A 26,359-nucleotide genomic window follows, 5' to 3' on the forward strand; every position below is an offset into this window, starting at 1 on the left:
ATTTGCACTGCCTAACCGGAATTATCATTCACCATGTCAAATACTGCCCCGCGCAACATCTTGGTGACAAGCGCGCTTCCTTATGCCAATGGCGCCATTCACTTGGGCCATCTTCTTGAGTACATCCAAACCGACATTTGGGTGCGTTTTCAAAAAAGTCGTGGACAGCAGTGCTACTACGTTTGCGCCGACGACGCCCACGGCACTGCCATTATGCTGCGGGCTGAACAGGAAGGTATTACGCCCGAAGCCCTGATCGAGCGCGTTTCCCAAGATCATCAAGAAGATTTCGCCCGCTTTGGCGTGGGATTTGATAACTATCATTCCACCCATTCAGAAGAAAACCGCTATTTTAGCGAACTGATCTACACCCGCTTGCGTGATAAAGGCCATATTGCCACCCGCGATATTGAGCAAATGTTTGATCCGCAAAAGGGCCTATTCCTAGCGGACCGTTTTATTAAGGGCACGTGTCCTAAATGTGGTGCCGATGATCAATATGGCGATAACTGTGAAAAGTGCGGTGCCACTTACACGCCTGCTGACTTAATCAACCCTGTCTCAGCTATTTCTGGGGCAACGCCAGAAGTACGTAGCTCTACGCATTACTTCTTCAAGCTGCCAGACTTTGCTGAATTTCTTCAGCAATGGATTAATGATGGCCATGTACAGCCACAAATTCGTAACAAGCTGATGGAGTGGTTCGAGTCGGGCTTTAATGAGTGGGATATCTCCCGAGATGCGCCCTACTTTGGCTTTGAAATTCCTGATGCTCCAGGTAAATACTTCTATGTCTGGCTAGATGCCCCCATTGGCTACCTGGCAAGTTTTAAAAACTTATGTGATCGGGAAGGTATCGACTTCGATACCTTTTGGAAGAAGGGTTCCGATGCAGAGGTTTACCACTTCATTGGCAAAGATATTGTCTATTTCCACGCCCTGTTTTGGCCTGCCATGTTGCACGGTGCAGACCTTCGTACGCCGACTGCGGTCAACTGTCACGGTTTCTTAACTGTAGACGGTGCCAAGATGTCAAAATCTCGTGGCACTTTCATCAAAGCAGCTACCTACGCTGAACATTTAAATCCAGAGTATTTACGCTACTATTTTGCCGCTAAATTAACGTCCAAAGTGGATGACCTGGACCTTAATCTCGACGACTTTTCTGCGCGAGTTAACTCTGATCTAGTAGGAAAAGTTGTCAATATCGCCAGCCGCTGCGCCGGCTTTGTGAAAAAACTGGGCGGCGGCAAGCTGGCTGAACACTGTGCCGAACCACAAATGGTCGCGCGCTTTATCGCGGCTGGCGATGAGATTGCTGACGATTTTGAGGCGCGTGAATTTAGCCGGGCCATGCGCAAAATTATGGAATTGGCCGATGAAGCCAATACGTACATCGCCGACAAGGCCCCCTGGGCACTAGCCAAGCAGGAAGGCCGTGACGCCGAAGTGCTGGAAATCTGCTCAGTAGGCATCAACTTGTTCCGCCAGTTGATGGTCTATCTTGCACCTGTGGTGCCAACCATGGCCGAACAGGCACGTGAATTCCTGGCGATTGAGTCACTTGACTGGGACAGCCGCAATAGCGTACTAGTCAATCACTCAATCAATAAATTCAAGCCGTTAATGACGCGTGTTGAACGGGATAAGATTGACGCTATGATTGAGGCATCCAAGGAGGATTTAGTGGAAGAACAGAAGCTGAAAAACACTCCCAAAGGCCCATTGGCGGAAGAACCGATTGCGGCAGAAATCAGCTTTGAAGATTTCGCTAAAGTTGATTTACGCATTGCCCGCATTGCCAAGGCACAGTACGTTGAAGGTGCTGACAAGCTGCTCCAGCTTACGCTGGATTTAGGTGGTGAAACACGTAATGTCTTTTCAGGTATTCGTTCGGCCTATTCACCAGAAGCACTTGAGGGCCGCTTGACGATCATGGTAGCTAATTTAGCTCCTCGTAAAATGCGCTTCGGCTTATCAGAAGGCATGGTATTAGCATCTGCTAACAAAGAAGGCATTTACCTACTTTCCCCCGATGCCGGTGCGGAACCAGGACAGCGCGTAACTTAATTAGGTATACTTTGACAAAGGGGCTGAGCACGCAACCTCAGCCCCTTTTTCATGAGTTCGTACCGATATTTTAACCCTACTGAGTTCGCTATATGCACCAGCGTATCCCACGCTCATTGCGTTTTCGTTTTTTCGCTGCCCTTGGCGGATTACTTCTATGTGCAATAGCCGCGCTGGCATCAATAAGCGCATGGCTTATATTCCCGGCACTGCAAGCAGAAGAACGGGCTACGGTAAAACGGGAGCTGGACCGTGTTGAACGTAGCTTTGAGTTGGATCAACAGCAGCTACATTCGCAAGTACGGGACTGGGCTCACTGGGATGATACTTATCAGTTCATACAAGGAGAGTATCCACGCTATGCAGACGTCAACTTTAGCCAAGAAATGTTTGAAGACATGCGCTATCAGCTCATGGCATTTTTCACAGCCAGCGGAGACGTGCACTTTCTTGCTGGAATAAATCCAGTAACAGGCGACTACCAAACATGTAGAGCCCCTATCGATGACTGCAGTTGGATGACCCCATGGGTAACCAATATGCAGACAGCCATTGCCGAAAACAGAACCGATCAGAGTAGCATTTACCCTGACCGTCCTCCGGCAATAATGGCCTCTAGCCCAATTTTACGCACTGACAAAAGTGGCACGGCAGTTGGGTGGTTATTCAAGACGCGCTCATTAGATGATGATTGGTTGGCGTTTATGGAGGTTTATACAGGGCTACCTATCACCCTCAACCTCAGTAAGGAGACGATTTCTATCAGCGATGTTTTCAGCTTTTCAGGCAATACGGTATTTGCCGAACGTTACTTCCCTACATCGAGCTCTCTCAGCTCTGTATCGTTAGGCGTAGGCATTGAGCTTAATCGTACAAGTTATTTAACCAGCTTAACCACATTTCGTTATGTGCTGTTATGGACCGCTGGCTTGATGATCATGGTCATTGCCTTGGTACTACTGCTTCTTGAGAAAATTGTGCTAAAGCCGCTACGTTTATTAACTCAATTTACTCAGCAAGTAGGCATTGATGGGGCGGATGCCCATGGGCTTATCAAACGCAACGATGAGATAGGGTTACTGGCACGTACGTTTCAAGAGCAATTCGCCTGCCAGCAGCAGCTCAATGCCGAGCTGCTGAAGCTATCCACCCATGACGCACTAACGGGTCTACCTAACCGCCGGCTTTATGATCAGCGCCTAGAAACGGCCTTTTCAGACGCTGTCTCAACACCAAGTGAATTAGCGGTTATGATGTTGGATATTGATCACTTTAAGCTGTACAACGATCACTACGGTCATCAACAAGGCGATGAATGTTTGCAGCAAGTTGCTGGCGCTTTTAATAGCATCGCAACCAAATTCAACTTCCTAATTGCCAGAACGGGAGGAGAGGAGTTCAGCGCCATCTTGCCGGGAGCTTCTCCAGATTCTGCCAAGGGCATTGGCGAGCAACTGACGCGAGTGATAGACCAACTGCAGCTACCCCACGCCACATCACCCGTGAAGCCCTATGTAACGGTAAGCGTTGGTATCGCTACGCTGAAAGATAGCAAATCGCCTTCGCCAAGCGCCATAATGAGTACAGCCGACCAAGCGCTCTATCTTGCAAAAGCAGCCGGAAGACATCAGGTTGTGCTATTTACCCCCCCTAAAGCCAGTAACACTCTTTCTGCGCAAAATACGCCGCTATGAATGAACTCTTCTTGATTTTGGTCAGTACTGCGCTGGTCAACAACTTCGTATTGGTACAGTTTTTAGGGCTCTGCCCGTTTATGGGGGTTTCCAATAAGCTGGAATCCGCGATGGGTATGTCGCTAGCGACGACGTTCGTGCTGACACTAGCATCTGCCGCTAGTTATGTGGTCTATCATGGCTTACTTGTGCCCTTGGACGTTACCTATCTTCGCACTATCAGCTTTATCGTTGTTATTGCCGCCGTCGTGCAATTTACCGAAATCATGGTGCGTCAACTCAGCCCCCTATTGCATCAAGTGCTGGGGATCTTTCTACCGCTGATTACGACTAATTGTGCGGTACTTGGTGTTGCCCTGTTATCGCTTAACCGCGAGCTGAGTTTCTTTCATACGACTCTCTATGGCCTGGGTGCTGCGCTTGGGTTTTCGATGATTTTGGTGCTGTTCGCAGCGATGCGCGAGCGATTGGCCAATGCTGATATACCAACCCCGTTTAGAGGTGCCGCCATTGCAATGGTCACAGCGAGCCTTATGTCACTGGCATTTCTCGGTTTTTCAGGATTAGCACAGGGGTAACCGCCATGGGAGACATCTTTTCTTGGTGGGGCATTCTCAGTGCAGTGGGTGTGTTGACCGGAATTGGAATAACGTTTGGGGCACTACTGGGAATGGCCAGTGTGCGCTTCAAGGGCGAAGAAAATCCGCTGGTAGAGCAGATTGATGCGCTGCTGCCACAAACCCAATGTGGCCAGTGCGGCTACCCAGGCTGTCGGCCGTATGCCGAAGCCATCAATCAGGGCGATGCGTTAAATAAGTGCCCGCCTGGCGGCGAAGCGACTATTCACGCATTAGCCGACTTATTAGGCCGAGAGCCTGTGCCACTGGATGGCGAAGCAGCCACCGAAGATACCGTCGCATTTATTCGTGAAGCCGAGTGCATTGGCTGCACTAAGTGCATTCAAGCATGCCCAGTAGACGCCATTATTGGCGCTGCAAAGCAAATGCATACAGTGATAGAAGATGAATGCACCGGCTGTGATTTGTGCGTTGCGCCCTGCCCGGTCGACTGTATTGATATGTTGCCCAGAAGCAAGCCTCTCAACCAATGGCAGCCTGTCGTCACCAACGCACCTTTAATCACCAGCGATCGCCAGCTAACCAGGAGCCAGCATGCCGGCCTATGAATTTCCGGGCGGCATTACTCCGCCCGAACGAAAAGATCGCTCGAACCAATCGCCGCTTCGCAACGCGACTTTGCCTACCCAAGTAACACTTCCGCTTAAACAGCATTCAGGTAATCCCGCGATCCCCTGTGTTGCTATCAATGATACGGTTCAGGTGGGTAGCCTAATTGCCCAGCGAGACGGCATGGTATCGGCCAACCTGCACGCCAGTATTAGCGGGACAGTGACTCAGATTAGTGATAACGCCATCACCATCGACGCTGATGGCTTAGATCGCTGGCAAGTGCTGCCCTCTCTTAACTGGCGTGCCGAAGACCACCAAACGACCATTGCGAGACTAGACAGCTGCGGGCTAGTAGGCCTTGGTGGTGCCGGTTTTCCCGCTTATATCAAAGCCCAAATAGCGGATCATCACCGCATTGATACGCTCGTCGTCAACGCCGCCGAATGCGAGCCATATATCACAGCAGACGACTTGGCTCTTCGCCACTATCCAACCGAAATACTGGAAGGCGCGCAAATGGTCGCTAAGCTCTGCGGTGCCCGTCAGATTGTGGTGGGTATTGAAGATAATAAGCCCGAAGCGATCCATGCATTAAAAGAGGCGCTCTCTCACTTTCAAAAGTCTGACTGCCAGCATCCAGTGAGCATAACGATGAAGGTCATCGAGACCCGCTATCCCAGCGGTGGTGAGCGCCAATTGATCCAAAAACTGCTCAACCTTGATGTTCCCAGTGGTGGCCTTCCTGCCGATGTTGGTGTTCTCTGCCACAACCCCGGCACACTGCTGGCAGCGCTATATGCAGTACGTGATGGTAAACCTTTGGTCGAGCGAATTGTCACCTTAACGGGAGACGCCATCAGCACACCAGGCAACTACTGGGTGCGTATTGGCACATCTATTGAAACGCTGCTTCAGCAGGTAGGGTTAGCAAACCAACAGCTTCATCAAGTCATTGTGGGCGGTCCGATGATGGGCTTACCACTTACAACACTTGATGTCCCGGTGACCAAAACGACAAACTGCTTGATTGCAGCCACCCGCGAAGAACTTCCTCCAGCCCCCAGTGAGTCTCCCTGCATTCGCTGTGGTGCCTGTGAAAGTGTTTGCCCTGTTCAGCTTCTTCCGCAACAGCTGCATTGGTATGCCCGTGCAGAGAACGACGCTACATTGGAAAAATTCCACCTATTTGATTGTATTGAGTGCGGTGCCTGCAGTTATGTTTGCCCTAGTTATATCCCATTAGTACAAGACTATCGTTCGGCAAAGCAGCGTATTCGCGTTAAGCGCATTGAGTCCGCCAAAGCCGAGCACGCTAAACATCGATTTGAATTTCGTCAGGCTCGCCTGGCGCGCGAGAATGCCGAGAAGCAAGCTCGTCGCCAAGCGAGGCAGGCACAAAGTCGTCAGACGTCAGATAGCTCAAAGGCAACCGACAGTACAGTGCAAGTGGTGGATTTACGCAGCTTGCGCATTGCTCAAACCGCCGCTAAAGCGGCAGTGAGAAAAGCTGAAAAAACCCTCGCAAGGGCTGCAGCAGAAGACCCAAGTCAGCGCCACGATGATTTAGAAACTCAACTGGCCACCGCCCAAGAAAACCTTAAGGCAGCTGATACTCGGCTGGCTGAAGCTCGCGCCACGATGGCACAACAGGAATCGCCATGAGCATGATGCACGCCTCGCAGCGAACGACTGAATCATTAAATACGATGCCACCCACCGCCCATCTAATGCGATGGGTAATCGTCGCCACCGTGCCTGGGCTTGCCGCAATGACGTTTTACTTCGGCCTGGGCGTTATTAGCAATGTGCTTTTAGCAGCCCTGTTTGCACTCGGCGCAGAAGCGCTGGTGTTAAAACTTCGCCAGCGCCCGTTACAGCCTGCACTTAGAGATTCAAGTGCAGTATTAACCGGCGTACTGTTAGGTGCATCGCTACCACCTGCTAGCCCCTGGTGGCTCCTTGGGATAGGCGTTATTGCGGCCATCGTGGTTGCTAAACAACTGTATGGCGGCCTAGGCCAGAATCCTTTCAATCCCGCCATGGTGGGCTACGCACTACTACTCGTATCGTTTCCCACTTACATGACGTTATGGTCGCCGCCGCAGCCTCTAATCTCTGAAAACCTATGGGTCCAGATAAGCGGTACCTTACCGACTTCCACACTTGATGCGCTAAGTGGTGCTACGCCGCTAGATGCCTTTAAACATAAAGGTGAAACGGTACTGGCCAGCGAATTTTGGGCTAGTCAGCCTTTACCTGAAGGGACATTGAACGCTTGGCGCAACGTCGCGCTAGCTTGGTTAGCAGGTGGACTGCTATTAATTGCCAAACGAATTATTAGCTGGCATATCCCTGCTTCGATGCTTGTTAGCATGGCAGTGCTCGCCACGCTTTTTTATGCCAGCGACCCAAGCCACTTCGCTTCACCGCTGTTTCACCTAACCACAGGTGCAGCAATGTTCGGCGCATTTTTCATTGCCACCGATCCCGTCTCGGCAGCGACTAGTCGCCGAGGAAAACTGTTGTTTGGCGCGGGGATTGGCGCGTTGGTCATGATTATTCGCACGTTTGGCGGCTACCCCGATGCCGTGGCATTTGCCGTTTTACTAATGAACTTATGTGTACCGCTATTGGATCTCTATACCGTGCCACGCCCTACGGGCCAGCCTAAAGCACAGCAGCATGCAAAGCATGGTGACTCACCATGACGCCCCGCCAAGCCATGCTACGCGGCGCTTTCGCCTTAGGAATGTTTTCACTGGTCACTGCTGGCAGCGTTGCGTTGACCCGTGCGGTGACTGCCGAGCGTATCGCTGATCATCAGCTAGCCTATCAACACCGCCAACTGCAGGATGTATTGCCTGCCGCATTAACAGATATAGCGGTTCAAACGGTTTTAGATGGCGTATTCAAGCTCCCTAACCCGGAACAGTTGGGGCACCGCGAACCTCAACAGGGATGGTACGTCCAGCGCGATCATCAACGGGTCGTCATCCTGCCGGTCGTTACTCGCCAAGGTTACAATGGCGAAATTCGGCTACTGGTGGGCATTGACCAGCAACAACGCATTACCGGTGTGCGCGTTACCCACCATCAAGAAACGCCTGGGCTTGGCGATGACATTGAGCGCCAGCGAAGTGACTGGATAACCGAGTTTAATGGCTTGAGTTTAAACAGTCTGCCGCCAGGTGGATGGGCCGTACGTAAAGATGGTGGCCACTTTGACGCTTTTACGGGCGCCACCATTACGCCACGCGCAGTCGTCAACGCCGTCCATAGTGCACTGAGCTATGTCACCGAACATGTCGCCGAAAACGCCACCGAAACAGAACTCCCTATCACCTTCGAAGAGTCCACCCAATGAGTCAGTGGCGCGAACTAGCTCGAAACGGCCTATGGTCGAATAACCCTGCTCTCGTTCAGTTATTGGGGCTATGCCCCTTACTGGCGGTTAGTGGTAGCGTTGTCAATGCACTGGGATTGGCATTCGCTACTCTGCTTGTCATGGTGGGCGCTAGCACTACTATTTCACTGATTCGCCACCAGGTTCCCAGCGCAGTAAGACTGCCCGCCTTTGTCATGGTGATTGCCGCTTTCGTGACCTGCGCTGAGCTTTTAATGGCTGCATTTGCCTATTCGCTTTACCAAGTGTTGGGGATTTTTATTCCGCTGATTGTCACTAACTGCGCCATTTTAGGGCGTGCAGATGCGTTCGCTTCCCGCCAGCCAGTCATACCGGCTGCCATTGATGGCTTTATGATGGGCCTCGGGTTCGGTGCCGTATTGATTCTGCTCGGGGCGCTACGCGAGTTGCTTGGGCAAGGCACGCTGTTTAGCGATATGGCGCTACTATTTGGGCCTATTGCTACCAACTGGCAACTCACCTTCGTAGATGATTATCAGTTTTTGTTTTTCGTGCTGCCACCCGGGGCTTTTTTCGTTGCGGGGCTATTGATTGCGTTAAAGAATGTACTTGATCAACGCCGTAGCGCTCGCGCGCAACCTGCTCAAGCAGTGCCCCGAACAGATCGTCGAGTACGTGTTACCGGCACTATCAAATAACCAAGAGAGCATCCGATGAATGCCCAAAAGCGTTATGAAATTTTTGCTCGCCTACAGGCGGAGAACCCCCATCCCACGACTGAGCTAAACTGGAGCACGCCCTTTGAACTGCTAGCCGCGGTGCTGCTGTCTGCTCAAGCGACGGACGTTGGTGTTAACAAGGCCACTGACAAGCTTTTCCCTGTGGCCAATACGCCGCAAGGGATTATTGACCTGGGTATCGATGGGCTAAAAAGTTACATTAAAACCATCGGGCTGTTTAACACTAAAGCCGAAAACCTGATGAAAACCTGTCACTTGCTGATCAATCAACATGGTGGCGAGGTACCTGAAACACGCAAAGCACTGGAAGCCTTGCCGGGGGTGGGGAGAAAGACCGCCAATGTGATTCTAAACACCGCGTTTGGTCAACCCACCATCGCCGTAGACACGCACATTTTTCGAGTTTCTAACCGCACGGGTATCGCCAAAGGCAAAGATGTCGTTGAAGTTGAGCAAAAGCTACTACGCCATGTTCCAAATGCATTTAAACAAGACGCCCACCACTGGCTGATTCTACATGGGCGCTATACCTGCATTGCCCGCAAACCACGCTGCGGCAGCTGCATTATTGAAGACCTGTGCGACTATAAAGACAAAACCGAACTTGCTTAAGCCCACTGGTTGTTAACGTGAGCAAAGCAGGACCTCGACCAACAATTCAGTGATCAGTGCCCCATCAAAAGCGCACGGTAAGCGCGACGCCATTCGGGCCACTGCCACTGCTGGGTATTCAACAGTGCTGGTTGGCTAGCCGGATCGGTTAACCAAGCGTGCAGTCGTTGGTAAAGCCCCTCTTGCGTGCCATCAAAGCGATAGTCATTAGGGTAGAGTTCGGGGAAACACAGCCTGTCTGGCACTAGCGGAATCGCGCCGCGCTGAGCAGCTTCCATAATGGCTAACCCCTGGAACTCGTGCCACGTGGTCGAGACCACAATACCACCACCCGCTAGCAACGCTCGGTACTCTGCTTCTGGCTGCGGCCCCCAGCAAATCGTGTGCGCCGCCAAGCGTTCTTCTGCCTCTTCAAAAATAGCGGGTACATCACGAAATCGCTGCCCAAGCACCGCCAGCTCAAAAGGAACCTGCTGCTCACTCAGCTTGAACAGCACCGCAAAGAAATCCTCGGGGTTTTTATCGTACTCCCAACGATGATTCCAAATAATCCGCCGTGGGTGTGCGTTAGTTGGGGAGGCTTTACCTGACGGCATTATTGGCACAGGCAACACTTTTGACTGTTGGCGTAAACGCTCTAATGGTTTAGCTGCTGGCAGGTTTTCAGGCATCTTTTTTAACCACTGCCGCGCGCCGTCAAAAAAAGAGTCACGGTTGTAGGTGGTATTAAACACCAACGTATCCGCCGCCAACGCCGCGTATAAATTGACCATTTTGGCCTCTACCTGGGAGATTTGATCGCTAGACTCTGGGTAGGCAAACTGGTTTTCATGAAAGTAAACAATCTTTCTGGCACGCCCTAAATGAGGGAATAAGCCAACGAGCGTGGCAATATCGACCATCGAAGTGGCTAACACAACCTCATAGGGTTCACTCAGTGTCTCATACTCTTTTAACCACCAACTCAATGGGTTACCGCGGATTCGCCACGAAAAGTGGCGTGGCGGCAAGCTCAGCAACGTCCAAGAGACATCATTTACTTCAGCCATCAGACTTTGTGCCCAATAGCGGTGACTAACAGCCTCATAAGCAGACAATAATAAAACGCGCATAAACACCTTAATAAAAGCCCATTAAGCGAAGTAAAAAGCAGCCACTTGATGAGAGACGTTACGAGCATTCGGCCAAGGTCGTCTTGGCCTAACCTGTCGCGCTACATACACTCTAATCAAACACCTAACAACGACCCCTTTAGGGAGGGCATCATGGCCAAAGTACTCGTGGTCGACGACGAGCCCAATATTGTACTGTCTCTGGAATTTTTAATGGAGCAGGCAGGCTTTCAAGTTGTCACCGCCTACGACGGAGAAGCCGCACTCGAACGTATCAACGATTCCGCCCCCGACCTGCTGCTGCTTGATATCAGCCTGCCCGGAATCAGCGGTTTTGATGTACTAGAGCATCTTCGCCGTTCAGAAGCGACGGCCCAACTGCCGGTCATTATGCTGACCGCCCATGGGCGAGATATCGAACGTGAGAAAGGCTTAGCGCTAGGGGCTGATGACTACATCACCAAACCGTTTTCGACCCAGTCGCTAATTGAAAAAGTTAAATCACTGCTCAATGGTAACCCACAATGACCCGTGACGGGCTCCCTAAACGTCAGCGACTCATTGGCCTATGGCTGCTGCTAAGCGGTATCAGCTTGCTGGGGGGCGCTATTTTTGCTGCGTGGCTGGATGCTCAGCTTTCGCCTACTGGCCCTACCCGTGTAGCGCTCTGGTTGGGCAGTTTTTCCGGCGGCACAACGATATTTTTAGTTGGCCTGCTATTAGAACGTATGCTGTTCACCCCTCTACGCCATTTACAGGTTCAGCTAGCCAGATTAGTGGCAAACCCAGATGCTCGTGATGAACACCCGCCAGAAGGCTGGCTGAAAGGGCTTGGCCCTGACCTACGAAGAGTGCGCGAGAGTTGGCGCATTGACCGCAATCAATTAGCTACGGCTCATGCCGATGGCGCACGTAGCGCCGCAAAAATACGCCGCGAATTAGAAACGCTGCTGCAAGTACTCGAAACCCCCTTATTACTATGTGACCACCACCGCCGTTTGATGCTATTCAACCAGGCCGCGGAAGATTTCTTTGTCGATAATACGGCGTTGGGCTTGGGTAAACGCTTAGAAGCGCTACTACCCGTTGCCAGCCTACAACAAGCTCTTAGCCAACTTCCCGCGGATGGTTCGCCCCGCGAACTGCTTGCCCCCTGTGATAACCGCTGGTTAAAGGTCGTGCTACGTCGAGTTCCTGGCAGTGATGGAGAAACACTACTAACGTTTAGCGATGCAACCGCGTCCTGGTCAAATGAAATGGGTGTTAGAGCAGAACTCGCCACCAAGCTACCCCTCCTACGCCAACATACGGCAAGCCTGACCAGTGCAGCGGATGCACTGATACAACTGCGCCATAACGGCACTGAGAACCCTATGTTACGCCAGCGGTTCGAGCAGGTAATCCAAGAGGAAGGCGCCACCCTAGGTGATAATGTTGGTCAAATCGGACAGTTATTGGATGATTTGCAACATCAAGGCGAGCGCTTAACCCCCATGTGGTCGAATGACTTCTGGCAAGCCCTGGATGAACGCTTAGATCCAGCGCATCGGCTCATCACCCCCGTCGGCATGCCTGCCTGGTTTAAAGGCGACGCACCGGCACTGATTGTTCTGTTTGATTCCTTAGTCAAGCATCTTAATTCTCACCTGCCGGTTAGCCATTTTGAAGGTGAGATATGCCTTGGCAACAAGCGGGTTTATTTGGACTTAATTTGGCAAGGCAGCCCCTTACCAGAGCATGAGCTAGCGAAATGGCGTCGCCAGCCTCTGCCATCGCTGCCGCTTAATCCGCTGGTGTCAGACGTACTGCGCCAGCATGCGAGCGATATTTGGAGCCTTGCTGACGATGATGCTATTCATGCGCGCCTGCGCCTGCCGCTACCAGCCATGGAGCGCGTCGGGGCGCCTCGAGAAACCGCACCTCCGCGACCAGAGTTCCATGATTTCGGCATTGCTGACCTGCCGCCACCCGATGAAGAATTGGCTAACCGCACGTTACGCAGTTTAGAGGTGGTTGCATTTGATACTGAGACCACCGGCCTTGAGCTTCGCCGAGGGGATACGGTGATTAGCCTAGGGGCTTGTCGGGTGGTCAATGCGCGGCTGTTGGCCAGCGAGGTCTTTGATCAAAAAGTCGATCCGAAACGTCCAATCCCCCCTACCAGTACAGCGATACACGGATTAACAGATGCTGATGTGGCCGGCGCGCCGCCCCTTGATATTGTCCTAACGCGCTTTCGAGATTACGTCGGTGAAGCGGTTTTATTAGCGCATAATGCCGCGTTTGATATGCTCGCCATTACTAACAAAGGGGTTGTCTTTGATATGCCTGTCATCGATACCTTATTAATCTCAAGAGCATTAGACGAAGCGTTAGATGGGCATGATTTAGATACCTTGGCACAACGATACGATCTTACGTTCCCACCAGGCACTCGCCACACGGCGCTTGGTGACGCCCGTGTAACCGCTGAGTTATGGCTAGCGTTGTTACCCCGGCTTGAAGCACGTGGCGTGGATACGTTAGAGCAGCTGTTGGCGCTGCAGGCCAACGCGTTTGATCGCCAGGATGCCAGTGCCTCATGAAACATCCAGGCTCACGGCAAATCGAGCGTTTAATAGCCTTATTCGCCCTAGCAACACTGCTCTTCAGTCCCCCACTGATTATCATGGTTGACCGGCTCAGCTCTTTGAGCATGAGCTGGTTACCGCTTTATCTCTTTATTGCTTGGGGCGCGGTAATTGGCCTCACCGCCTGGTTAATGGAACAACGTTCGGGACGCTGATCATGCGTACAGATGCAGTGATTCTAGGAACGGCATTTGGCTATTTGGCGCTGCTGTTTGTCGTCGCCGCGTGGGGCGACCGACGTGCCGAGCAGGGCCGATCATTAATTGGCTCGCCCACGGTATATGCCCTATCGATTGCCGTCTACTGCACCGCATGGACGTTCTATGGCAGCGTGGGACGCGCAGCAGACCATGGCCCCAGCTTCCTGCTTATCTATCTTGGTCCAACCCTAGCGATGCTTCTCGCCCCTGTCGTCATTCGCAAAATGGTACGCATCGCATCCCGCCAGCGCATCACTTCTATTGCTGATTTCATTAGTGCTCGTTATGGCAAAAGCACCAGCTTAGGCGCACTCGTTGCATTAATGGCCCTTATTTGTATAACGCCCTACATTGCACTGCAGTTAAAAGCGATCACCGTTAGCCATGCAGTACTTGTGAACTACCCCAATACAGCGGATGCCACCCTGGTTGATGAGCGTTTCTGGCTGGACAAATCGCTTTGGGTCGCCTTAGTGCTTGCGGTATTTATTATACTTTTCGGCACCCGCCATCTCGATGCCAGTGAACGACATGAGGGAATGGTTGCTGCTATTGCCTTGGAATCACTGGTGAAGCTAATTGCGTTTATGGCCGTCGGTATTTTTGTGGTGTTTGTGTTGTATGAAGGCCCCAGTGCGCTATTCGCCAGCGTCGCCACAATGCCAGAAATAGCGGAAAAAATGGGGTTGGAAAGCGTACCAGGCGGTGCCACTGGCTGGGCCGGAATGCTAATACTTGCTTTTCTGGCTTTTTTAACCCTGCCTCGTCAGTTCCAGGTGCTGGTTGTCGAAAACGTCGATGAACAGCATTTAGCCAGGGCGAGCTGGTTATTTCCGCTTTATATGTTGCTAATCAACCTGTTTGTTATTCCTATCGCCTTTGCTGGTCTTCTGTTAGGAGCTGGCGCGGGCGATTCCGATAGTTTTGTGCTGACACTACCCCTTTCTGCAGGGCTTGAAGGATTACCCTTACTCGTATTTATAGGCGGTCTTTCAGCAGCTACTGGCATGGTGATTGTTGAAACGATTGCACTTTCTACCATGGTGAGTAACCAGCTCATTATGCCCTTACTGCTAAGAACACAACGCCTTCACCTGAGCACGTCCGGCGAGTTGGCAGGTTGGCTGTTGGGCATTCGCCGAATTGCCATCGTTTTGATACTGCTGCTTGGCTATCTATATCACGCGCTGATTGGTGACTCCTACAGCCTTGTCACTATCGGGCTTGTCTCCTTTGCGGGGGTGGCACAATTTGCCCCAGCCCTGTTAATTGGCCTCTACTGGCGCGGCGCGACTCGCCAAGGAGCCACCGCTGGCTTAATCGCAGGCTTTTTAGTCTGGTGCTATACGTTACTGCTGCCAGGTTTTGCCCAATCCGGTTGGTTAGATGCAACGTTTCTAACTCAGGGGCCATGGGGCATTTCTTGGCTGATGCCTTACCGCTTATTTGGCCTGGAAGATTGGGATATTTATTCCCACGCACTGCTGTGGAGTATGCTGGCAAATGTTGGCTTACTGATTGGCGTGTCACTTTTTAGCCGCCCTACGCCACTTGAGCAAACCCAAGCCGCCCTTTTCACTGGCGCCTTACACCCTAACTTGCAAACGACCTCTTTATGGAGAGGACAGACGACTCAAGGCGCCTTAAAAGAATTACTTATTCGCTACCTTGGCAACCAAGTCACCCATCGGGTGTTTAACCAAAGCATTAATAAAAGCGACTACCGCTCAGACGAACCGGCAACGGCCGATCTAATTACCCGTTCAGAGCAGGCGCTAGCAGGTTCACTTGGCAGTGCATCAGCGCGCGTACTAATCAATTCAGTGGTACGCGGAGAAGCACTGGATCTTGAGTCAATTTTGAGTATTTTAGACACCACGTCACAAACCCTGGAGTACAACCGTCGGCTAGAGCAAAAATCACAAGAATTAGTCGCTGTAAGTGACGAGCTACGCAGTGCCAATGAACAGCTGCGCGAGCTTGACCGCTTGAAGGACGAGTTTGTCGCCATGGTAAGTCATGAGCTTCGAACCCCGCTAACCTCGATACGCGCGTTTGCCGAAATATTACGCGATAGTGATCAATTACCCGATGAAAAACGCCAACATTTTCTGGGCGTTATTGTCCATGAGAGCCAGCGTCTTTCGCGTTTAATCGAGGAAATTCTTGACCTTGCGCGCTTAGAGAGCGGTCGCTTGACGCTTCATCCTGTCACCCTCGACCTAGCAGTCCTAGCGAGGCAGAGCATCGATGCAGTTGCCCGCTTACATGAAGATCGAGGTATTACCCTCGATATCAGTTTAGCGGCTGACCCCGCCATGGTAGTCGGTGACCAAGACCGCTTGGAGCAAGTCATTATTAACCTGCTCGATAACGCCAGTAAATTTGCTGACCGCCAGCAGCCTCAAGTGCGGCTGGCACTTTATCGGCACCGTAATCATTTTCGTTTAAGCGTTGAAGATAACGGCCCAGGTATCAGCGCTGACGAGCGTGAGCGCGTATTTGAGAAATTTCATCAAATACAGCAAAGCGGTGAGACACCACGCGGGCGCCCCAAAGGTAGCGGCCTTGGCTTACCTATCAGTCGAGGCATTATTGCTCACCTTGGTGGAAGGCTTTGGGTGGAAGACGCTAAAACGCTAGGTGGCGCATGCTTAACCCTAGAGCTGCCAGCAGCCCCTAAGGAGTCAACTCTAAGTAACTCTTCGCAGCTTACAGGGGAATAGCCGTTATAAGCGCTTTACTTGGTTAACACACGCTTTGATTTGCTGTAAATCAAATTTCAGCAGTAACCGCTGATCATCACGAAGACGTCGCAGGTCCACCCAGCCGTCAGCTGTCTGCCCGTGATACTTATTGTGGCGCTGCTGCTCTAGCAGCAAGTGCTGCATACGGTTAAAAGCGGCTATCAGTAAGTCCGATTGCTCCTTCGTCAACGCACGTGTGAAATGGGCAAGTGCCGTTAGCCGTTCACGTGTTCCTATCTCACTTCGCTGGTATCGCACACAGAGTAATCGGGCAGCGCTTATTAGAGGCATCAATCCTTGTCGCTTAAGATCGATTGCTTGGTCATAGGGAGCAGCTAGCCCAGGATGTGAAGCAATGCGACCAAACCGGTCAAGCGCCACCGGCAACTCATCTAACAACGCCGCCATTTCATCCATGAACAAAGGCGCGCTTGAGAGAGTTGAACGCACCCGTTGGCCTAACGTTTGTGCGAGCTCAGGATTCCCTGCCACAGGATAAAAATCGAGCCATATATTGGTTTGCTGCACCCGCTTAACCTGACGATCCGCACTCCAAATTGCAAATTGCTGCTGCCATTCGCTCAAGCGCTTGCGCCACATTGGCCAACGCGCCATGACATGGCCACGGCAAAGCGGAATGCCCGCTTCATCTAAGCGTTGTGTAAAACGTTCGCCTAGCGCCTGAAAGTAGCCATCAATTTCAACGTGTCGAGCGTCAGGATAGTCGTCAATAATCAGCGCATTGTCCTGGTCAGGCCCAAGCAAGCTTTCAAAGCGTGCCGCCGAGCCGAGCGTAACAACGCAGTAATCCACCGGCGGCTTACCCCACCCTTGTGCCTGCATTTCATCTAGCGCTGCTGCTATCGATTGGCGATAAAGCCAAGCGATGTGGTCGCTAATGAGTTCGCTAATACGCCAAGCAGGCAAGTCATAACGCAGCAATGTCTCAACAAAAGAGAGCTGTGCGGCATAGGCGTCAGATAAGGATGGATTAAAAAGAGAGGTATGCGCGTAAAAATCGCGAAGTGGAGCACTTAGCGCCGAGATATCCAATGAGCCATGATGACATACCAAGGAGCGCCAAGGGGAAGCACGGTACACCATGTGCATACTCCGCTCCTCAACTAAACGAAAAGCTTGCTAGGTTTCACTAGCATTACGAGGATCAGCCGTAAACATCTCCTCACCCACTTCATCAATAAAGCGCTGCGCTTTAGCGACCATCATCGCATCGCAAGCATCACGACCTGGCAGCATGTCAGAGCGTTCAAAGCGGTGCTCGTGAGTAACGCCCTCGCCATCCAACTTACGGATCCAACCGCTAACCCGAAATTGTCCACTTTGGTTATCAGGCTGAGACACAATTAAATACTCTTTATATTCAACTGGCTCGGCCGCTTTGGTGCCTCCTTCCGAGGCGCCAGCCCCCGCGCCACCCAACAGGCCAGAAAATAGTTTTTTAAACATTCGGACTCCTTCGCAATAAAAGCGGCCAGACTGCGTCTGGCCGCTTAGCATGCTTAGCTCTGTTGACGACCTTTACCGGCAGCAATCCGTAGACGCAATGCATTCAGCTTAATAAAGCCTTCTGCGTCTTTTTGATCGTACGCGCCCGCATCATCTTCAAACGTTGCAATCGACTCATCAAACAACGACTGCTCGGACTTACGCCCTACAACCGTTGCATTGCCTTTATAGAGCTTCATGCGAACAACGCCCGCGACGTTTTTCTGTGTTTCGTCGATCGCCGCTTGTAGCATACGACGCTCTGGGCTCCACCAATAACCGTTGTAGATCACTTCAGCGTATTTAGGCATTAGTTGATCTTTCAAGTGCGCTTCTTCACGGTCAAGCGTCAGCGACTCGATGGCACGGTGAGCACGGAGCATGATCGTGCCCCCCGGTGTTTCGTAGCAACCACGGGACTTCATACCAACATAACGGTTTTCAACGATATCCAGGCGGCCAATACCATTATCGCCACCTAGTTTGTTAAGCTTTTCAAGCACTTCATGAGGCTTAAGCGCTTCACCATCAATAGCGACGATATCGCCATTCTCAAACGTCAGCTCTACATAAGTCGGCTGCTCAGGCGCGGCTTCAGGAGAAACACTCCAACGCCACATGTCCTCTTCTGCTTCGGCCCATGGGTCTTCCAAAATGCCGCCTTCATAAGAAATGTGCAGCAGGTTGGCATCCATGGAGTACGGTGATTTTTTCTTTTTATTAGAAAAATCAACGGGAATATTGTGCTCTTCGCAGTAAGCCATCAACTTCTCACGCGAAGTGAGATCCCACTCGCGCCAGGGCGCAATAACCTTCACGCCAGGTTTGAGTGCGTAGCCACCCAGTTCAAAACGAACCTGATCGTTACCTTTACCCGTTGCACCGTGAGAAATGGCATCAGCGCCCGTCTCATTAGCAATTTCAATTAAGCGCTTAGCAATCAACGGACGAGCAATAGAAGTGCCGAGGAGATACTCGCCTTCATAGATGGTGTTCGCTCGGAACATTGGGAATACATAATCGCGAACAAATTCCTCGCGAAGATCTTCGATATAGATCTCTTTAACACCTAGTGCTTGAGCCTTAGCGCGTGCGGGCTCGACTTCTTCACCTTGACCGATGTCGGCTGTAAAGGTCACTACCTCGCAGTTGTAGGTCTCTTGCAACCACTTAACGATAACGGATGTGTCCAGGCCGCCTGAATACGCCAGCACAACCTTTTTGACATCGGACATTCTTTGCTCCTTGTTCATGAAAAGTAGTTCACCCAACGACACCGCGCTGAGCGCAGTGCAATAACATAAACTACGAGTATAGCGCTCTCAATGCTCAGCGAATACCGTCAACGACGCCTAAGGGGTAAAGCTGCTAGAATCATAGCCAACAAAGGGGTTGCTTTAACCGCTTATTTTAACTACTTACTCGCTTTACTAAGGAGAGCTGCATGAGCGAGGCATTTGCCCGCGAATTGATGGCCCAACGTTTTCGCAGTTATCTGCCGGTTGTCATTGATTTAGAAACGGGTGGGTTTAACGCCCAAAGTGACGCAGTACTCGAAATTGCTGCCGTGACGCTTACCATGGACCCTGACGGTAATTTATTACCCGACGCCACTTACGCGTATCACATTCATCCGTTTGAAGGCGCGAACGTTGAGCAATCTGCGCTTGATTTCACAGGCATTAATCTAGATGACCCACTGCGTCGCCAAGTGGCGCTAAGCGAATCTGAAGCGCTAGGTGAAATTTTTCGCCCCATCCGCAAATCAATCAAGGCACATGGGTGCTCACGGGCAATACTGGTTGGTCATAATGCTGCCTTTGATCATGGCTTCCTAAATGCGGCGGCGAACCGCTGCAGCGTAAAACGGAATCCGTTTCACCCTTTTTCCAGCTTTGACACAGCAACCCTGGCAGGCTTTGTATACGGCCAAACAGTGCTTGCTCGTGCGTGCCGCGCGGCAGGTATCGAGTTTGATAACAAGTCCGCCCACTCGGCCCGCTACGATACCGAACGCACAGCAGAGCTCTTTTGTGCGATGGTCAACCGCTATAAAGACTTAGGCGGATGGCGGCTGGCTCAGCAGGAACAAGAACTGGATGACAGCGAGTAATGAGCCCCAAGATGCACCCACTGAGGCTTTGCGCTAAACTTCGCCGCTGCAAACCCCGCGTTTGCACAATTTTATATAGAAGCGTGCTCTAGCATTACACGCGTCTAAACGCACAACGATTAACACAGGCAAAGGATAATTATTGTCCTTTGCTTGACTACTGTTTTAACCATCCGTTTTCAGGAGATGAGACGTTTCCATGGCCCAGCATAATGCCTTTTACGCCCAGTCCGGTGGCGTTACCGCCGTCATCAATGCCAGCGCCTGTGGCGTTATCGAAGCTTGCAGACAAGCGCCCGACCAGATTGGCAAGGTATATGCCGGTCATAACGGCATTATCGGTGCCTTAACGGAAGACCTCATCGATGTGACTCAAGAGAGCGATGAATCGATTGCTGCCTTGCGCCACACGCCTGGCGGTGCATTTGGTTCCTGCCGCTATAAGCTGAAAGACATTGACACTCACCGTGCTCAATATGAACGCTTAATCGAAGTCTTCAAAGCCCACGATATTCGCTACTTCTTCTACAATGGCGGCGGTGACAGCGCAGACACCTGCCTCAAAGTGTCCCAACTGTCTGAAAAACTCGGCTACCCGCTAACTGCGATTCATGTACCGAAAACTGTTGATAACGATCTGCCTATTACCGACAACAGCCCCGGGTTTGGTAGCGTTGCCAAATATATCGCCACCTCTACGCTTGAAGCCTCATTGGATATTGCGTCTATGTGCGCCACATCCACTAAAGTATTCGTCCTTGAAGTGATGGGCCGTCATGCTGGCTGGATTGCAGCTGCAGGTGGTTTAGCGGGTGAAGGCGAAGGCGAGCCGCCTCACCTGATTATCTTTCCTGAAGTATCGTTTGACCGTAAAGCGGTCATGGCGCGCGTTGAAGAGTGCGTTCAGAAGTACGGTTATTGCGTCATCGTTGTTTCTGAAGGCGCACGCTATGAAGATGGCACTTTCCTTGCCGATGCCGGCAATACGGATGCCTTTGGGCACCGCCAATTAGGCGGCGTAGCGCCGACACTTGCAGGGATGGTGAAGCAAGACCTTGGTTACAAATACCACTGGGCAGTTGCTGATTATTTACAGCGCGCGGCGCGTCACTTGGCCTCTAAAACCGACGTTGAACAAGCCTACGCAGTGGGCCGCGAGGCGGTAACATTAGCACTTGCAGGTAAAAATGCCATGATGCCTGCCATTCGCCGTATTTCCCAGGAACCCTATCAGTGGGATGTCATCTCGGCGCCGCTGTCACAAGTGGCTAACCAAGAAAAATTCATGCCACGGGATTTCATTAGCGAAAACGGCTTTGCGATTACACCCGCTTGCCGAGCGTATCTCTCTCCGCTCATTCAGGGCGAGGATTTCCCTCCGTTTGAAAACGGCCTGCCTAAAGTAGCTAAGCTAAAGCTCGCAAAAGTGGAACAGAAACTGCCTAAATTCACGCTGTAAATAGTTAGCGTGTTGTAAAAACGGGGCGATGAAATCATTCATCGCCCCGTTTTTTATGGTTAGCGTTTATTAAGTGAGCAACGTTAAGCTTTTAGCGCAATAACCAAGAAAGCACCAATAAGAGCAGCAGAATACCCGCCACCCCCTGCCAAAAACGCCGTGACTCTTGGCGAGGCTCCTCCCGGCTGGGCACGCGCCCTAACGGGACTCTTAAGGCATGCAGAAATTCGGAGAGCCGTCTAAAACGTAGTGCACGCTGAGGATCTAGAGCACGACGCAACGCGTCATCAAGCTCAGTCGATATTTCTGGATTGGTTGTTCGGGCACTACGGTAGCTGAGTTCTTCAAGATCGGTATGGCTACGCAGTCGATTAGGCGTCAACGTATAAGGCAATGCCCCTGTCAGCAACCAATAGACCGTTGATGCCAATGAATACTGGTCACTGCGCCGACCTACGCTATCACCCAGTGCGTACTCAGGGGCCGTGTGTTCATTAAAACCAATTTGGCGAAGTAGCTCGCCCGAGTGGCGATGGCCATCCACCTCGCGCATATGGCAGGCACTGAAATCTGCCAACACGAGTTTGCCGTGTGGGTCGATCAGCACATTATCAGGGGTAATTTGCTGATGAATGATATCGCGATGATGCAACGCTTGAACCGCTTTACCCAGTTGATTGGCGATATCCAGACGCTGCACCAAACTCGCTTGTGGGTGCCTTTCTGCCCACTGGCGGAGCGTTTCACCTTCAACGTGCTGCATTAAGTAATAAAGGTAACGGCGTGGTCGTGACGACTGCATTACTTTGACGACAAAGGGCGAATTTACACGCTCTACCACCCATTGCTGCAGTAAAAAATGTTCCAGATAAGCGTTACGCAAAGAGAGTTCTGGGCTGGGTGCTTTCATCACCATTTCACGCTCTGAATGCACATCACGGACGCGATAAACTCTTGATTGCGCATTACGTGACAGCACCGACAGCACCTCAAGCCCATCAAACCGCTCTCCTGGCGTCAGCTCAGGGGGAATAGGCAGGTCACCATAAATAAGCCCTGGGTGATCTTCAGACTCTTCCGGTAGCTCATCAATACGCAGCAGTTGGAAGCAAAATTGATCACCTCCATACCCCCTATCTTGGGCACGCTGCTTTGCTTCGCTCGCGAGGCACTCACAGGCTGCGTCTAGATCACTGGCATTTTGGCGGATCAGACGAACGTAATCAGATGGCATTAAGGTGCCACGGACGCCCTGAGTAGTAAAAACAAAAAAGTCGCCCTGTTTAAGCGGTAAATGGGTATAGTCGATATCGACGCTTCCATCCATCCCCAAAGCACGTGAGGGGTAACGATAGCCGCCAATATCGGTCACATGGTCGCGGGTTAGCTGCTCGAACTCAGCGCCTCGCAATCGAAAAACTAACGTATCCCCCATATGAAATAGGTGCGCTTCACGCTCACGAAATACCATCGCGGATAGCGAAGATACGAAACTTCCTTCTTTAACATGCTTGCTTTGGCTGTAGCACCAACCATTAAGAGCACGAAGTACCCGGGTGGCCGACGTTTTCGTGTCCCAGTGGTCAGGCGTAGAGTAATAGTCAGCCAAAAAACCGCGAACACTTAAATCACCTGCCTGTTTAGCCAAGGTGTTACGAGAAATCGAGTCACTAATAACTGCGCAACCCCCTTTTACTTTCAACAGCTGCGCATCAGGCAACCGCACCGACATGGAGCTACGGTGTAGACGCCTATCAGGGGCCACAAAGGCTTGGCCATAACTAATTAGTAACTGGGCGTGCGCCAACTCATCCTCCTAGGCTTTAGGCTCTTCATGGGAACCACACAGTGGTTATGATACACGCTGATCAAGGGAAGCGATGCCCGCCAAACGTCGTGATGGCGAAAAACGACGCTTATTTTTGGATTCATCGCCATTGTTAGCGGCACACACCTATGTCGCATTGGTAATCCACTAGCCAACTTCGTATAATTCTCCGCCATTAATGCAATGCATCAACTGCTTAGCCTTCGCACTAAATAAGCCAAGCCAAGGAATAAACGATGAACTTCGATAACATCCCCGCTGGAAAGGATCTGCCCAACGATATTTACGTGGCGATCGAAATTCCCGCTAATCACGCGCCGATTAAGTATGAAATCGATAAAGATATGGGTGCCCTTCTGGTTGACCGCTTCATGGCAACCCCCATGTTCTATCCGGCTAACTACGGCTTTATCCCCCACACCCTGGCCGATGATGGCGACCCGCTGGATGCTTTGGTAGTTACCCCCCACCCAGTGGCTCCGGGCAGCATTATTCGCGCTCGCCCTGTTGGCATTTTGAATATGACCGACGAAGCAGGCGAAGATGCAAAATTGGTATGCGTCCCGCATCCCAAACTGAGCACTCTGTATGATGATGTTCAAGAAGTGACTGATCTTCCTGAACTGCTACGTCAGCAAATCGCTCACTTTTTCGAGAACTATAAAGACCTCGAAAAAGGTAAGTGGGTGAAAGTAGAGTCTTGGGAAGGTGTTGAAGCGGCACGCAAAGCGATTGAAAAATCAGTCGCGGCTTACCAAAAAGCTTAATCTATCGGGTTGAGCAATAACGCCAGACCGCACTTCCTCTTAAAGGCTGCCCATGTGGCAGCCTTTTCTATTATCTGTCGTTTAATTCCGAGGCCTGAGATTCAACATTAACGGAGCATGAAGAAGCGCGTCACGTCACCGCAGCATCTACGCTGACATCACAAGGTAGGATATGCTATTTCAAAATCTCCCTGATCCGTCTGCGTAAGGATACTTCGTGTTGCCTTTTAAGCGTTTAAGTCTGTTACTGTTACTCTGCTGGCTTCCCCTGCTAGCCCATGCTCAGTGGTTTTCCTCTTCCAGTAATCAAAGCGATTTTTTACCTGTTCTAGAAGCCTTTCAGCCTACTGCTTGGCATGATGGCAGCGCCATTTATATTGGTATCGATATTGCGGACGACTATTATTTATACCGCCACCAATTTAGCGTTAGCAGCAAAACGGACGCTGTATCCATTGATGAACCGCTACTTCCGCAAGGAACATTCACAACTGATGAATTCATGGGCGATGTGTATGTTTTTCGTGACAAATTAGTCTTTGAAACGCCATTTTCCCCCTCCTATAGTGGCCCGATCGATATTGAACTGACGTTCCAAGGTTGTGCCGACGCAGGTCTTTGCTATCCGCCAGAAACTATATCGCTTGAAGCCTTAGAGTCATCTCCTCCCACGGCCTTTGCTGACTGGGACGCTGCAGATCATGCACTGTCAGGCGCTGAAGGCAGCGATGACCAGCAAATTGGTCAAACCGCAGGCACCAATAGCAGCACTGAATTTTCAGCTCCACAAAGCGAAGACAGCCGCTTTAGCGCATTGCTCGGCAGCGCCAGCCTCCCTCTTGCCTTGGGGTTATTTTTTATCGCTGGACTGGGCCTTACTTTCACGCCCTGCGTCCTACCGATGGTGCCTATTTTGTCCTCAATTATCGTAGGACAAAAACCAACTCGACCCCGAGCGTTTGTTCTCTCAGCCAGCTATGTTTTGGGCATGGCGTCCACCTACGCGTTAGTCGGTGTGTTGATGGGTCTGTTTGGCGCGGGCTTAAATCTTCAGGCCCACCTGCAATCAGCGCCGGTGCTGGTTACCTTTGCTGTTCTATTTACGCTATTTGCCTTAGCTATGTTCGGGGCGTTTGATTTAAGGGTTTCGCCGCGACTGGCCTCAAAAATTGACGGCTGGCAAGCACGTGCACAGCAAAGCGGCCCTGCAGGCCTAGCCCTGGCAGGCGCACTATCGGTATTAGTGGTTTCACCCTGTGTAACAGCCCCACTTGCCGGTGCGTTGGTGTTTATTTCCTCGACAGGAAACGCTGCCATGGGCGGAGCTGTTTTATTTGCACTAGGCCTAGGCATGGGTGTGCCACTGCTATTAGTGGGCACCTTTGGGGCAACGCTGCTACCCCGCTCAGGCGCTTGGATGAACGGCGTTAAAATTGCTTTCGGATTGCTGTTACTGGGCGTTGCGATTTGGATGGTTGAGCGATTAGTACCGCCTTCGATAGCGCTTTTGCTCTGGGCAGCGCTGGCCATAGGTAGCGCACTCATGCTGGGCGCCTTAAATATGAATCAGTCACAAGGCTGGCCTAAAGCACGACAAACATTAGGACTGATGTTACTGGCATGGGGCATTGCTCTTGTCATTGGCGCTGCCCAGGGCGGCAGCAACCCATTGCGCCCCTTAACAGTATCCAGCTCCTCAACGGACAGCGGCACGCCGCAAGCAACGCTTGCTTTTCAGCAAGTTGATGAACTGAGCGCACTTGAAACCGCACTCTCTGAAGCCGCGAGCGCCCAACAGCCTGCCTTTGTTAATTTCACTGCTGACTGGTGTATCTCCTGCAAGCTAATGGAGCGCGATGTTTTTCCAGACCCCAATGTGGTCGCTGCATTGAACGATTTCCGCCTGATTGAGGTCGATGTCACCAATACGGATGCGCAAAGTCGGGAACTGCTAAACCGATTTAACTTATTCGGCCCACCAAGCCTGCTTTTTTTTAGCCAGGGCGAAGAAGTACGGGATGCACGCATTCAAGGTGAAATAACGGCTACCCAGTTGGTACAACACCTGGAAGCGTTACGGCGCTGGCAACAAGGCTGAGCTGAAGCCTATGACCACCTAGTGTCGCGAACGTCGTCAAACGGTTGTTTAAATAACCAGCAACGAGCTTATGTCGGCCGTCACTAGACATGCCCGTACTTTTTCGGCAAACTTCGCAGCCATATCAGCTAAAATCTTCATGTTTTAGGACTTAGCACCGGGTAACGTTCAACATCGTGCAGCGTTCTCTTCATTTTCAAACAAGGTTTACTGCGCTGTAACGGCGCTC

22 protein-coding genes are annotated in these 26,359 nt (G+C 51.4%); 17 read left to right on the forward strand and 5 right to left on the reverse strand.

Translation table 11 applies throughout. The features are described from left to right. The first annotated feature begins 33 nt into the window (after positions 1-33). The 9 genes from metG to nth all read left to right on the forward strand — a co-directional run bounded on the left by metG (position 34) and on the right by nth (position 9,670). Positions 34-2,070, forward strand: a complete 2,037-nt coding sequence (gene metG / locus J4377_RS09520) for a methionine--tRNA ligase (RefSeq protein ID WP_120386905.1) — start codon at positions 34-36, stop codon at positions 2,068-2,070. A 92-nt stretch (positions 2,071-2,162) separates the two neighbouring features. Further along, positions 2,163-3,764: a diguanylate cyclase domain-containing protein gene (locus tag J4377_RS09525; protein ID WP_253488075.1), complete on the forward strand. Its 1,602-nt coding sequence runs from the start codon at positions 2,163-2,165 to the stop codon at positions 3,762-3,764. Further along, complete coding sequence (rsxA, locus tag J4377_RS09530) at positions 3,761-4,342, forward strand: electron transport complex subunit RsxA (RefSeq protein ID WP_038484695.1); 582 nt, start codon at positions 3,761-3,763, stop codon at positions 4,340-4,342. Before J4377_RS09525 ends, rsxA begins: the two co-directional genes overlap by 4 nt. A 5-nt stretch (positions 4,343-4,347) precedes the next feature. Then, positions 4,348-4,950, forward strand: coding sequence for an electron transport complex subunit RsxB (gene rsxB / locus J4377_RS09535; protein ID WP_038484697.1), 603 nt, complete (start codon positions 4,348-4,350; stop codon positions 4,948-4,950). Further along, on the forward strand, positions 4,937-6,616 hold the full coding sequence (rsxC, locus tag J4377_RS09540) for an electron transport complex subunit RsxC (protein ID WP_253488077.1): 1,680 nt from the start codon (positions 4,937-4,939) through the stop codon (positions 6,614-6,616). Before rsxB ends, rsxC begins: the two co-directional genes overlap by 14 nt. Continuing rightward, positions 6,613-7,662 (forward strand): RnfABCDGE type electron transport complex subunit D, encoded by a 1,050-nt coding sequence (locus J4377_RS09545; protein WP_253488079.1) that lies wholly within the window; start codon positions 6,613-6,615, stop codon positions 7,660-7,662. Before rsxC ends, J4377_RS09545 begins: the two co-directional genes overlap by 4 nt. Next, the gene (rsxG, locus tag J4377_RS09550) at positions 7,659-8,318 is read left to right on the forward strand and encodes an electron transport complex subunit RsxG (protein ID WP_253488081.1); all 660 of its coding nucleotides are present in this window, start codon (positions 7,659-7,661) and stop codon (positions 8,316-8,318) included. Before J4377_RS09545 ends, rsxG begins: the two co-directional genes overlap by 4 nt. Continuing rightward, positions 8,315-9,016 (forward strand): electron transport complex subunit E, encoded by a 702-nt coding sequence (locus J4377_RS09555; protein WP_198349673.1) that lies wholly within the window; start codon positions 8,315-8,317, stop codon positions 9,014-9,016. Before rsxG ends, J4377_RS09555 begins: the two co-directional genes overlap by 4 nt. A gap of 15 nt (positions 9,017-9,031) precedes the next feature. After that, entirely contained in the window at positions 9,032-9,670 is a 639-nt protein-coding gene (gene nth, locus J4377_RS09560; protein WP_038484713.1) for an endonuclease III, read from the forward strand. 53 nt (positions 9,671-9,723) lie between these two features. Here nth and J4377_RS09565 read toward each other — a convergent pair whose 3' ends face one another. After that, positions 9,724-10,782, reverse strand: a complete 1,059-nt coding sequence (locus tag J4377_RS09565; RefSeq protein ID WP_253488083.1) for a DUF3524 domain-containing protein — start codon at positions 10,780-10,782, stop codon at positions 9,724-9,726. Between the two features lie 153 nt (positions 10,783-10,935). Here J4377_RS09565 and J4377_RS09570 point away from each other — a divergent pair, with 153 nt between their 5' ends. Genes J4377_RS09570 through J4377_RS09585 form a run of 4 tightly spaced genes read left to right on the forward strand, consistent with a single transcriptional unit; the run spans position 10,936 to position 16,338 of the window. After that, positions 10,936-11,310, forward strand: a complete 375-nt coding sequence (locus tag J4377_RS09570; protein ID WP_038484719.1) for a response regulator transcription factor — start codon at positions 10,936-10,938, stop codon at positions 11,308-11,310. Then, a complete protein-coding gene (locus J4377_RS09575; protein ID WP_120386900.1) occupies positions 11,307-13,367 on the forward strand; it encodes a 3'-5' exonuclease in 2,061 nt (686 codons plus the stop codon). The genes J4377_RS09570 and J4377_RS09575 overlap by 4 nt, the downstream gene beginning before the upstream one ends. Beyond that, complete coding sequence (locus J4377_RS09580; protein ID WP_253488085.1) at positions 13,364-13,567, forward strand: hypothetical protein; 204 nt, start codon at positions 13,364-13,366, stop codon at positions 13,565-13,567. The genes J4377_RS09575 and J4377_RS09580 overlap by 4 nt, the downstream gene beginning before the upstream one ends. Positions 13,568-13,569: 2 nt before the next feature. Next, on the forward strand, positions 13,570-16,338 hold the full coding sequence (locus J4377_RS09585) for a sensor histidine kinase (protein ID WP_253488087.1): 2,769 nt from the start codon (positions 13,570-13,572) through the stop codon (positions 16,336-16,338). Between the two features lie 3 nt (positions 16,339-16,341). Here the strand turns inward: J4377_RS09585 and J4377_RS09590 are convergent, their stop codons facing one another. The 3 genes from J4377_RS09590 to J4377_RS09600 are packed head-to-tail and all read right to left on the reverse strand — an operon-like array spanning position 16,342 to position 19,100. Next, on the reverse strand, positions 16,342-17,469 hold the full coding sequence (locus tag J4377_RS09590; RefSeq protein ID WP_253485360.1) for a DUF294 nucleotidyltransferase-like domain-containing protein: 1,128 nt from the start codon (positions 17,467-17,469) through the stop codon (positions 16,342-16,344). Between the two features lie 30 nt (positions 17,470-17,499). Further along, positions 17,500-17,826 (reverse strand): HlyU family transcriptional regulator, encoded by a 327-nt coding sequence (locus J4377_RS09595; protein ID WP_253485362.1) that lies wholly within the window; start codon positions 17,824-17,826, stop codon positions 17,500-17,502. 53 nt (positions 17,827-17,879) lie between these two features. Further along, positions 17,880-19,100 carry an argininosuccinate synthase gene (locus J4377_RS09600; protein WP_038484737.1) on the reverse strand — a complete coding sequence of 407 codons (1,221 nt, stop codon included), beginning with the start codon at positions 19,098-19,100 and terminating at the stop codon, positions 17,880-17,882. A gap of 209 nt (positions 19,101-19,309) precedes the next feature. Here J4377_RS09600 and rnt point away from each other — a divergent pair, with 209 nt between their 5' ends. Both rnt and J4377_RS09610 read left to right on the forward strand, forming a co-directional pair. Continuing rightward, positions 19,310-19,978 (forward strand): ribonuclease T, encoded by a 669-nt coding sequence (gene rnt, locus J4377_RS09605; RefSeq protein WP_038484741.1) that lies wholly within the window; start codon positions 19,310-19,312, stop codon positions 19,976-19,978. A gap of 199 nt (positions 19,979-20,177) precedes the next feature. Continuing rightward, positions 20,178-21,437, forward strand: a complete 1,260-nt coding sequence (locus tag J4377_RS09610; protein ID WP_038484744.1) for a 6-phosphofructokinase — start codon at positions 20,178-20,180, stop codon at positions 21,435-21,437. A 91-nt stretch (positions 21,438-21,528) separates the two neighbouring features. On the opposite strand, the gene J4377_RS09615 is transcribed toward J4377_RS09610, so the two are convergent. After that, positions 21,529-23,244, reverse strand: a complete 1,716-nt coding sequence (locus tag J4377_RS09615; protein ID WP_038484747.1) for a bifunctional protein-serine/threonine kinase/phosphatase — start codon at positions 23,242-23,244, stop codon at positions 21,529-21,531. 257 nt (positions 23,245-23,501) lie between these two features. Here J4377_RS09615 and ppa point away from each other — a divergent pair, with 257 nt between their 5' ends. Beyond that, positions 23,502-24,032 (forward strand): inorganic diphosphatase, encoded by a 531-nt coding sequence (gene ppa / locus J4377_RS09620; RefSeq protein ID WP_009724723.1) that lies wholly within the window; start codon positions 23,502-23,504, stop codon positions 24,030-24,032. A gap of 217 nt (positions 24,033-24,249) precedes the next feature. Beyond that, entirely contained in the window at positions 24,250-26,130 is a 1,881-nt protein-coding gene (gene dsbD, locus J4377_RS09625) for a protein-disulfide reductase DsbD (RefSeq protein ID WP_253485364.1), read from the forward strand. Positions 26,131-26,359: the final 229 nt, after the last annotated feature.

The organism is Halomonas sp. XH26 (assembly GCF_024138895.1).
Taxonomy (GTDB): domain Bacteria; phylum Pseudomonadota; class Gammaproteobacteria; order Pseudomonadales; family Halomonadaceae; genus Vreelandella; species Vreelandella alkaliphila.

What these genes read in the sequence shown, in the direction of transcription:
- J4377_RS09595 (WP_253485362.1), bottom strand. Translation starts at nt 17,826, where the DNA reads ATGTTTAAAAAACTATTTTCTGGCCTGTTGGGTGGCGCGGGGGCTGGC.
- J4377_RS09565 (WP_253488083.1), bottom strand. Translation starts at nt 10,782, where the DNA reads ATGCGCGTTTTATTATTGTCTGCTTATGAGGCTGTTAGTCACCGCTAT.
- rsxG (WP_253488081.1), top strand. Translation starts at nt 7,659, where the DNA reads ATGACGCCCCGCCAAGCCATGCTACGCGGCGCTTTCGCCTTAGGAATG.
- J4377_RS09555 (WP_198349673.1), top strand. Translation starts at nt 8,315, where the DNA reads ATGAGTCAGTGGCGCGAACTAGCTCGAAACGGCCTATGGTCGAATAAC.
- J4377_RS09600 (WP_038484737.1), bottom strand. Translation starts at nt 19,100, where the DNA reads ATGTCCGATGTCAAAAAGGTTGTGCTGGCGTATTCAGGCGGCCTGGAC.
- J4377_RS09580 (WP_253488085.1), top strand. Translation starts at nt 13,364, where the DNA reads ATGAAACATCCAGGCTCACGGCAAATCGAGCGTTTAATAGCCTTATTC.
- J4377_RS09610 (WP_038484744.1), top strand. Translation starts at nt 20,178, where the DNA reads ATGGCCCAGCATAATGCCTTTTACGCCCAGTCCGGTGGCGTTACCGCC.
- metG (WP_120386905.1), top strand. Translation starts at nt 34, where the DNA reads ATGTCAAATACTGCCCCGCGCAACATCTTGGTGACAAGCGCGCTTCCT.
- J4377_RS09590 (WP_253485360.1), bottom strand. Translation starts at nt 17,469, where the DNA reads ATGCACATGGTGTACCGTGCTTCCCCTTGGCGCTCCTTGGTATGTCAT.
- J4377_RS09585 (WP_253488087.1), top strand. Translation starts at nt 13,570, where the DNA reads ATGCGTACAGATGCAGTGATTCTAGGAACGGCATTTGGCTATTTGGCG.
- ppa (WP_009724723.1), top strand. Translation starts at nt 23,502, where the DNA reads ATGAACTTCGATAACATCCCCGCTGGAAAGGATCTGCCCAACGATATT.
- nth (WP_038484713.1), top strand. Translation starts at nt 9,032, where the DNA reads ATGAATGCCCAAAAGCGTTATGAAATTTTTGCTCGCCTACAGGCGGAG.
- rsxC (WP_253488077.1), top strand. Translation starts at nt 4,937, where the DNA reads ATGCCGGCCTATGAATTTCCGGGCGGCATTACTCCGCCCGAACGAAAA.
- J4377_RS09525 (WP_253488075.1), top strand. Translation starts at nt 2,163, where the DNA reads ATGCACCAGCGTATCCCACGCTCATTGCGTTTTCGTTTTTTCGCTGCC.
- rnt (WP_038484741.1), top strand. Translation starts at nt 19,310, where the DNA reads ATGAGCGAGGCATTTGCCCGCGAATTGATGGCCCAACGTTTTCGCAGT.
- J4377_RS09575 (WP_120386900.1), top strand. Translation starts at nt 11,307, where the DNA reads ATGACCCGTGACGGGCTCCCTAAACGTCAGCGACTCATTGGCCTATGG.
- J4377_RS09570 (WP_038484719.1), top strand. Translation starts at nt 10,936, where the DNA reads ATGGCCAAAGTACTCGTGGTCGACGACGAGCCCAATATTGTACTGTCT.
- J4377_RS09545 (WP_253488079.1), top strand. Translation starts at nt 6,613, where the DNA reads ATGAGCATGATGCACGCCTCGCAGCGAACGACTGAATCATTAAATACG.
- rsxB (WP_038484697.1), top strand. Translation starts at nt 4,348, where the DNA reads ATGGGAGACATCTTTTCTTGGTGGGGCATTCTCAGTGCAGTGGGTGTG.
- rsxA (WP_038484695.1), top strand. Translation starts at nt 3,761, where the DNA reads ATGAATGAACTCTTCTTGATTTTGGTCAGTACTGCGCTGGTCAACAAC.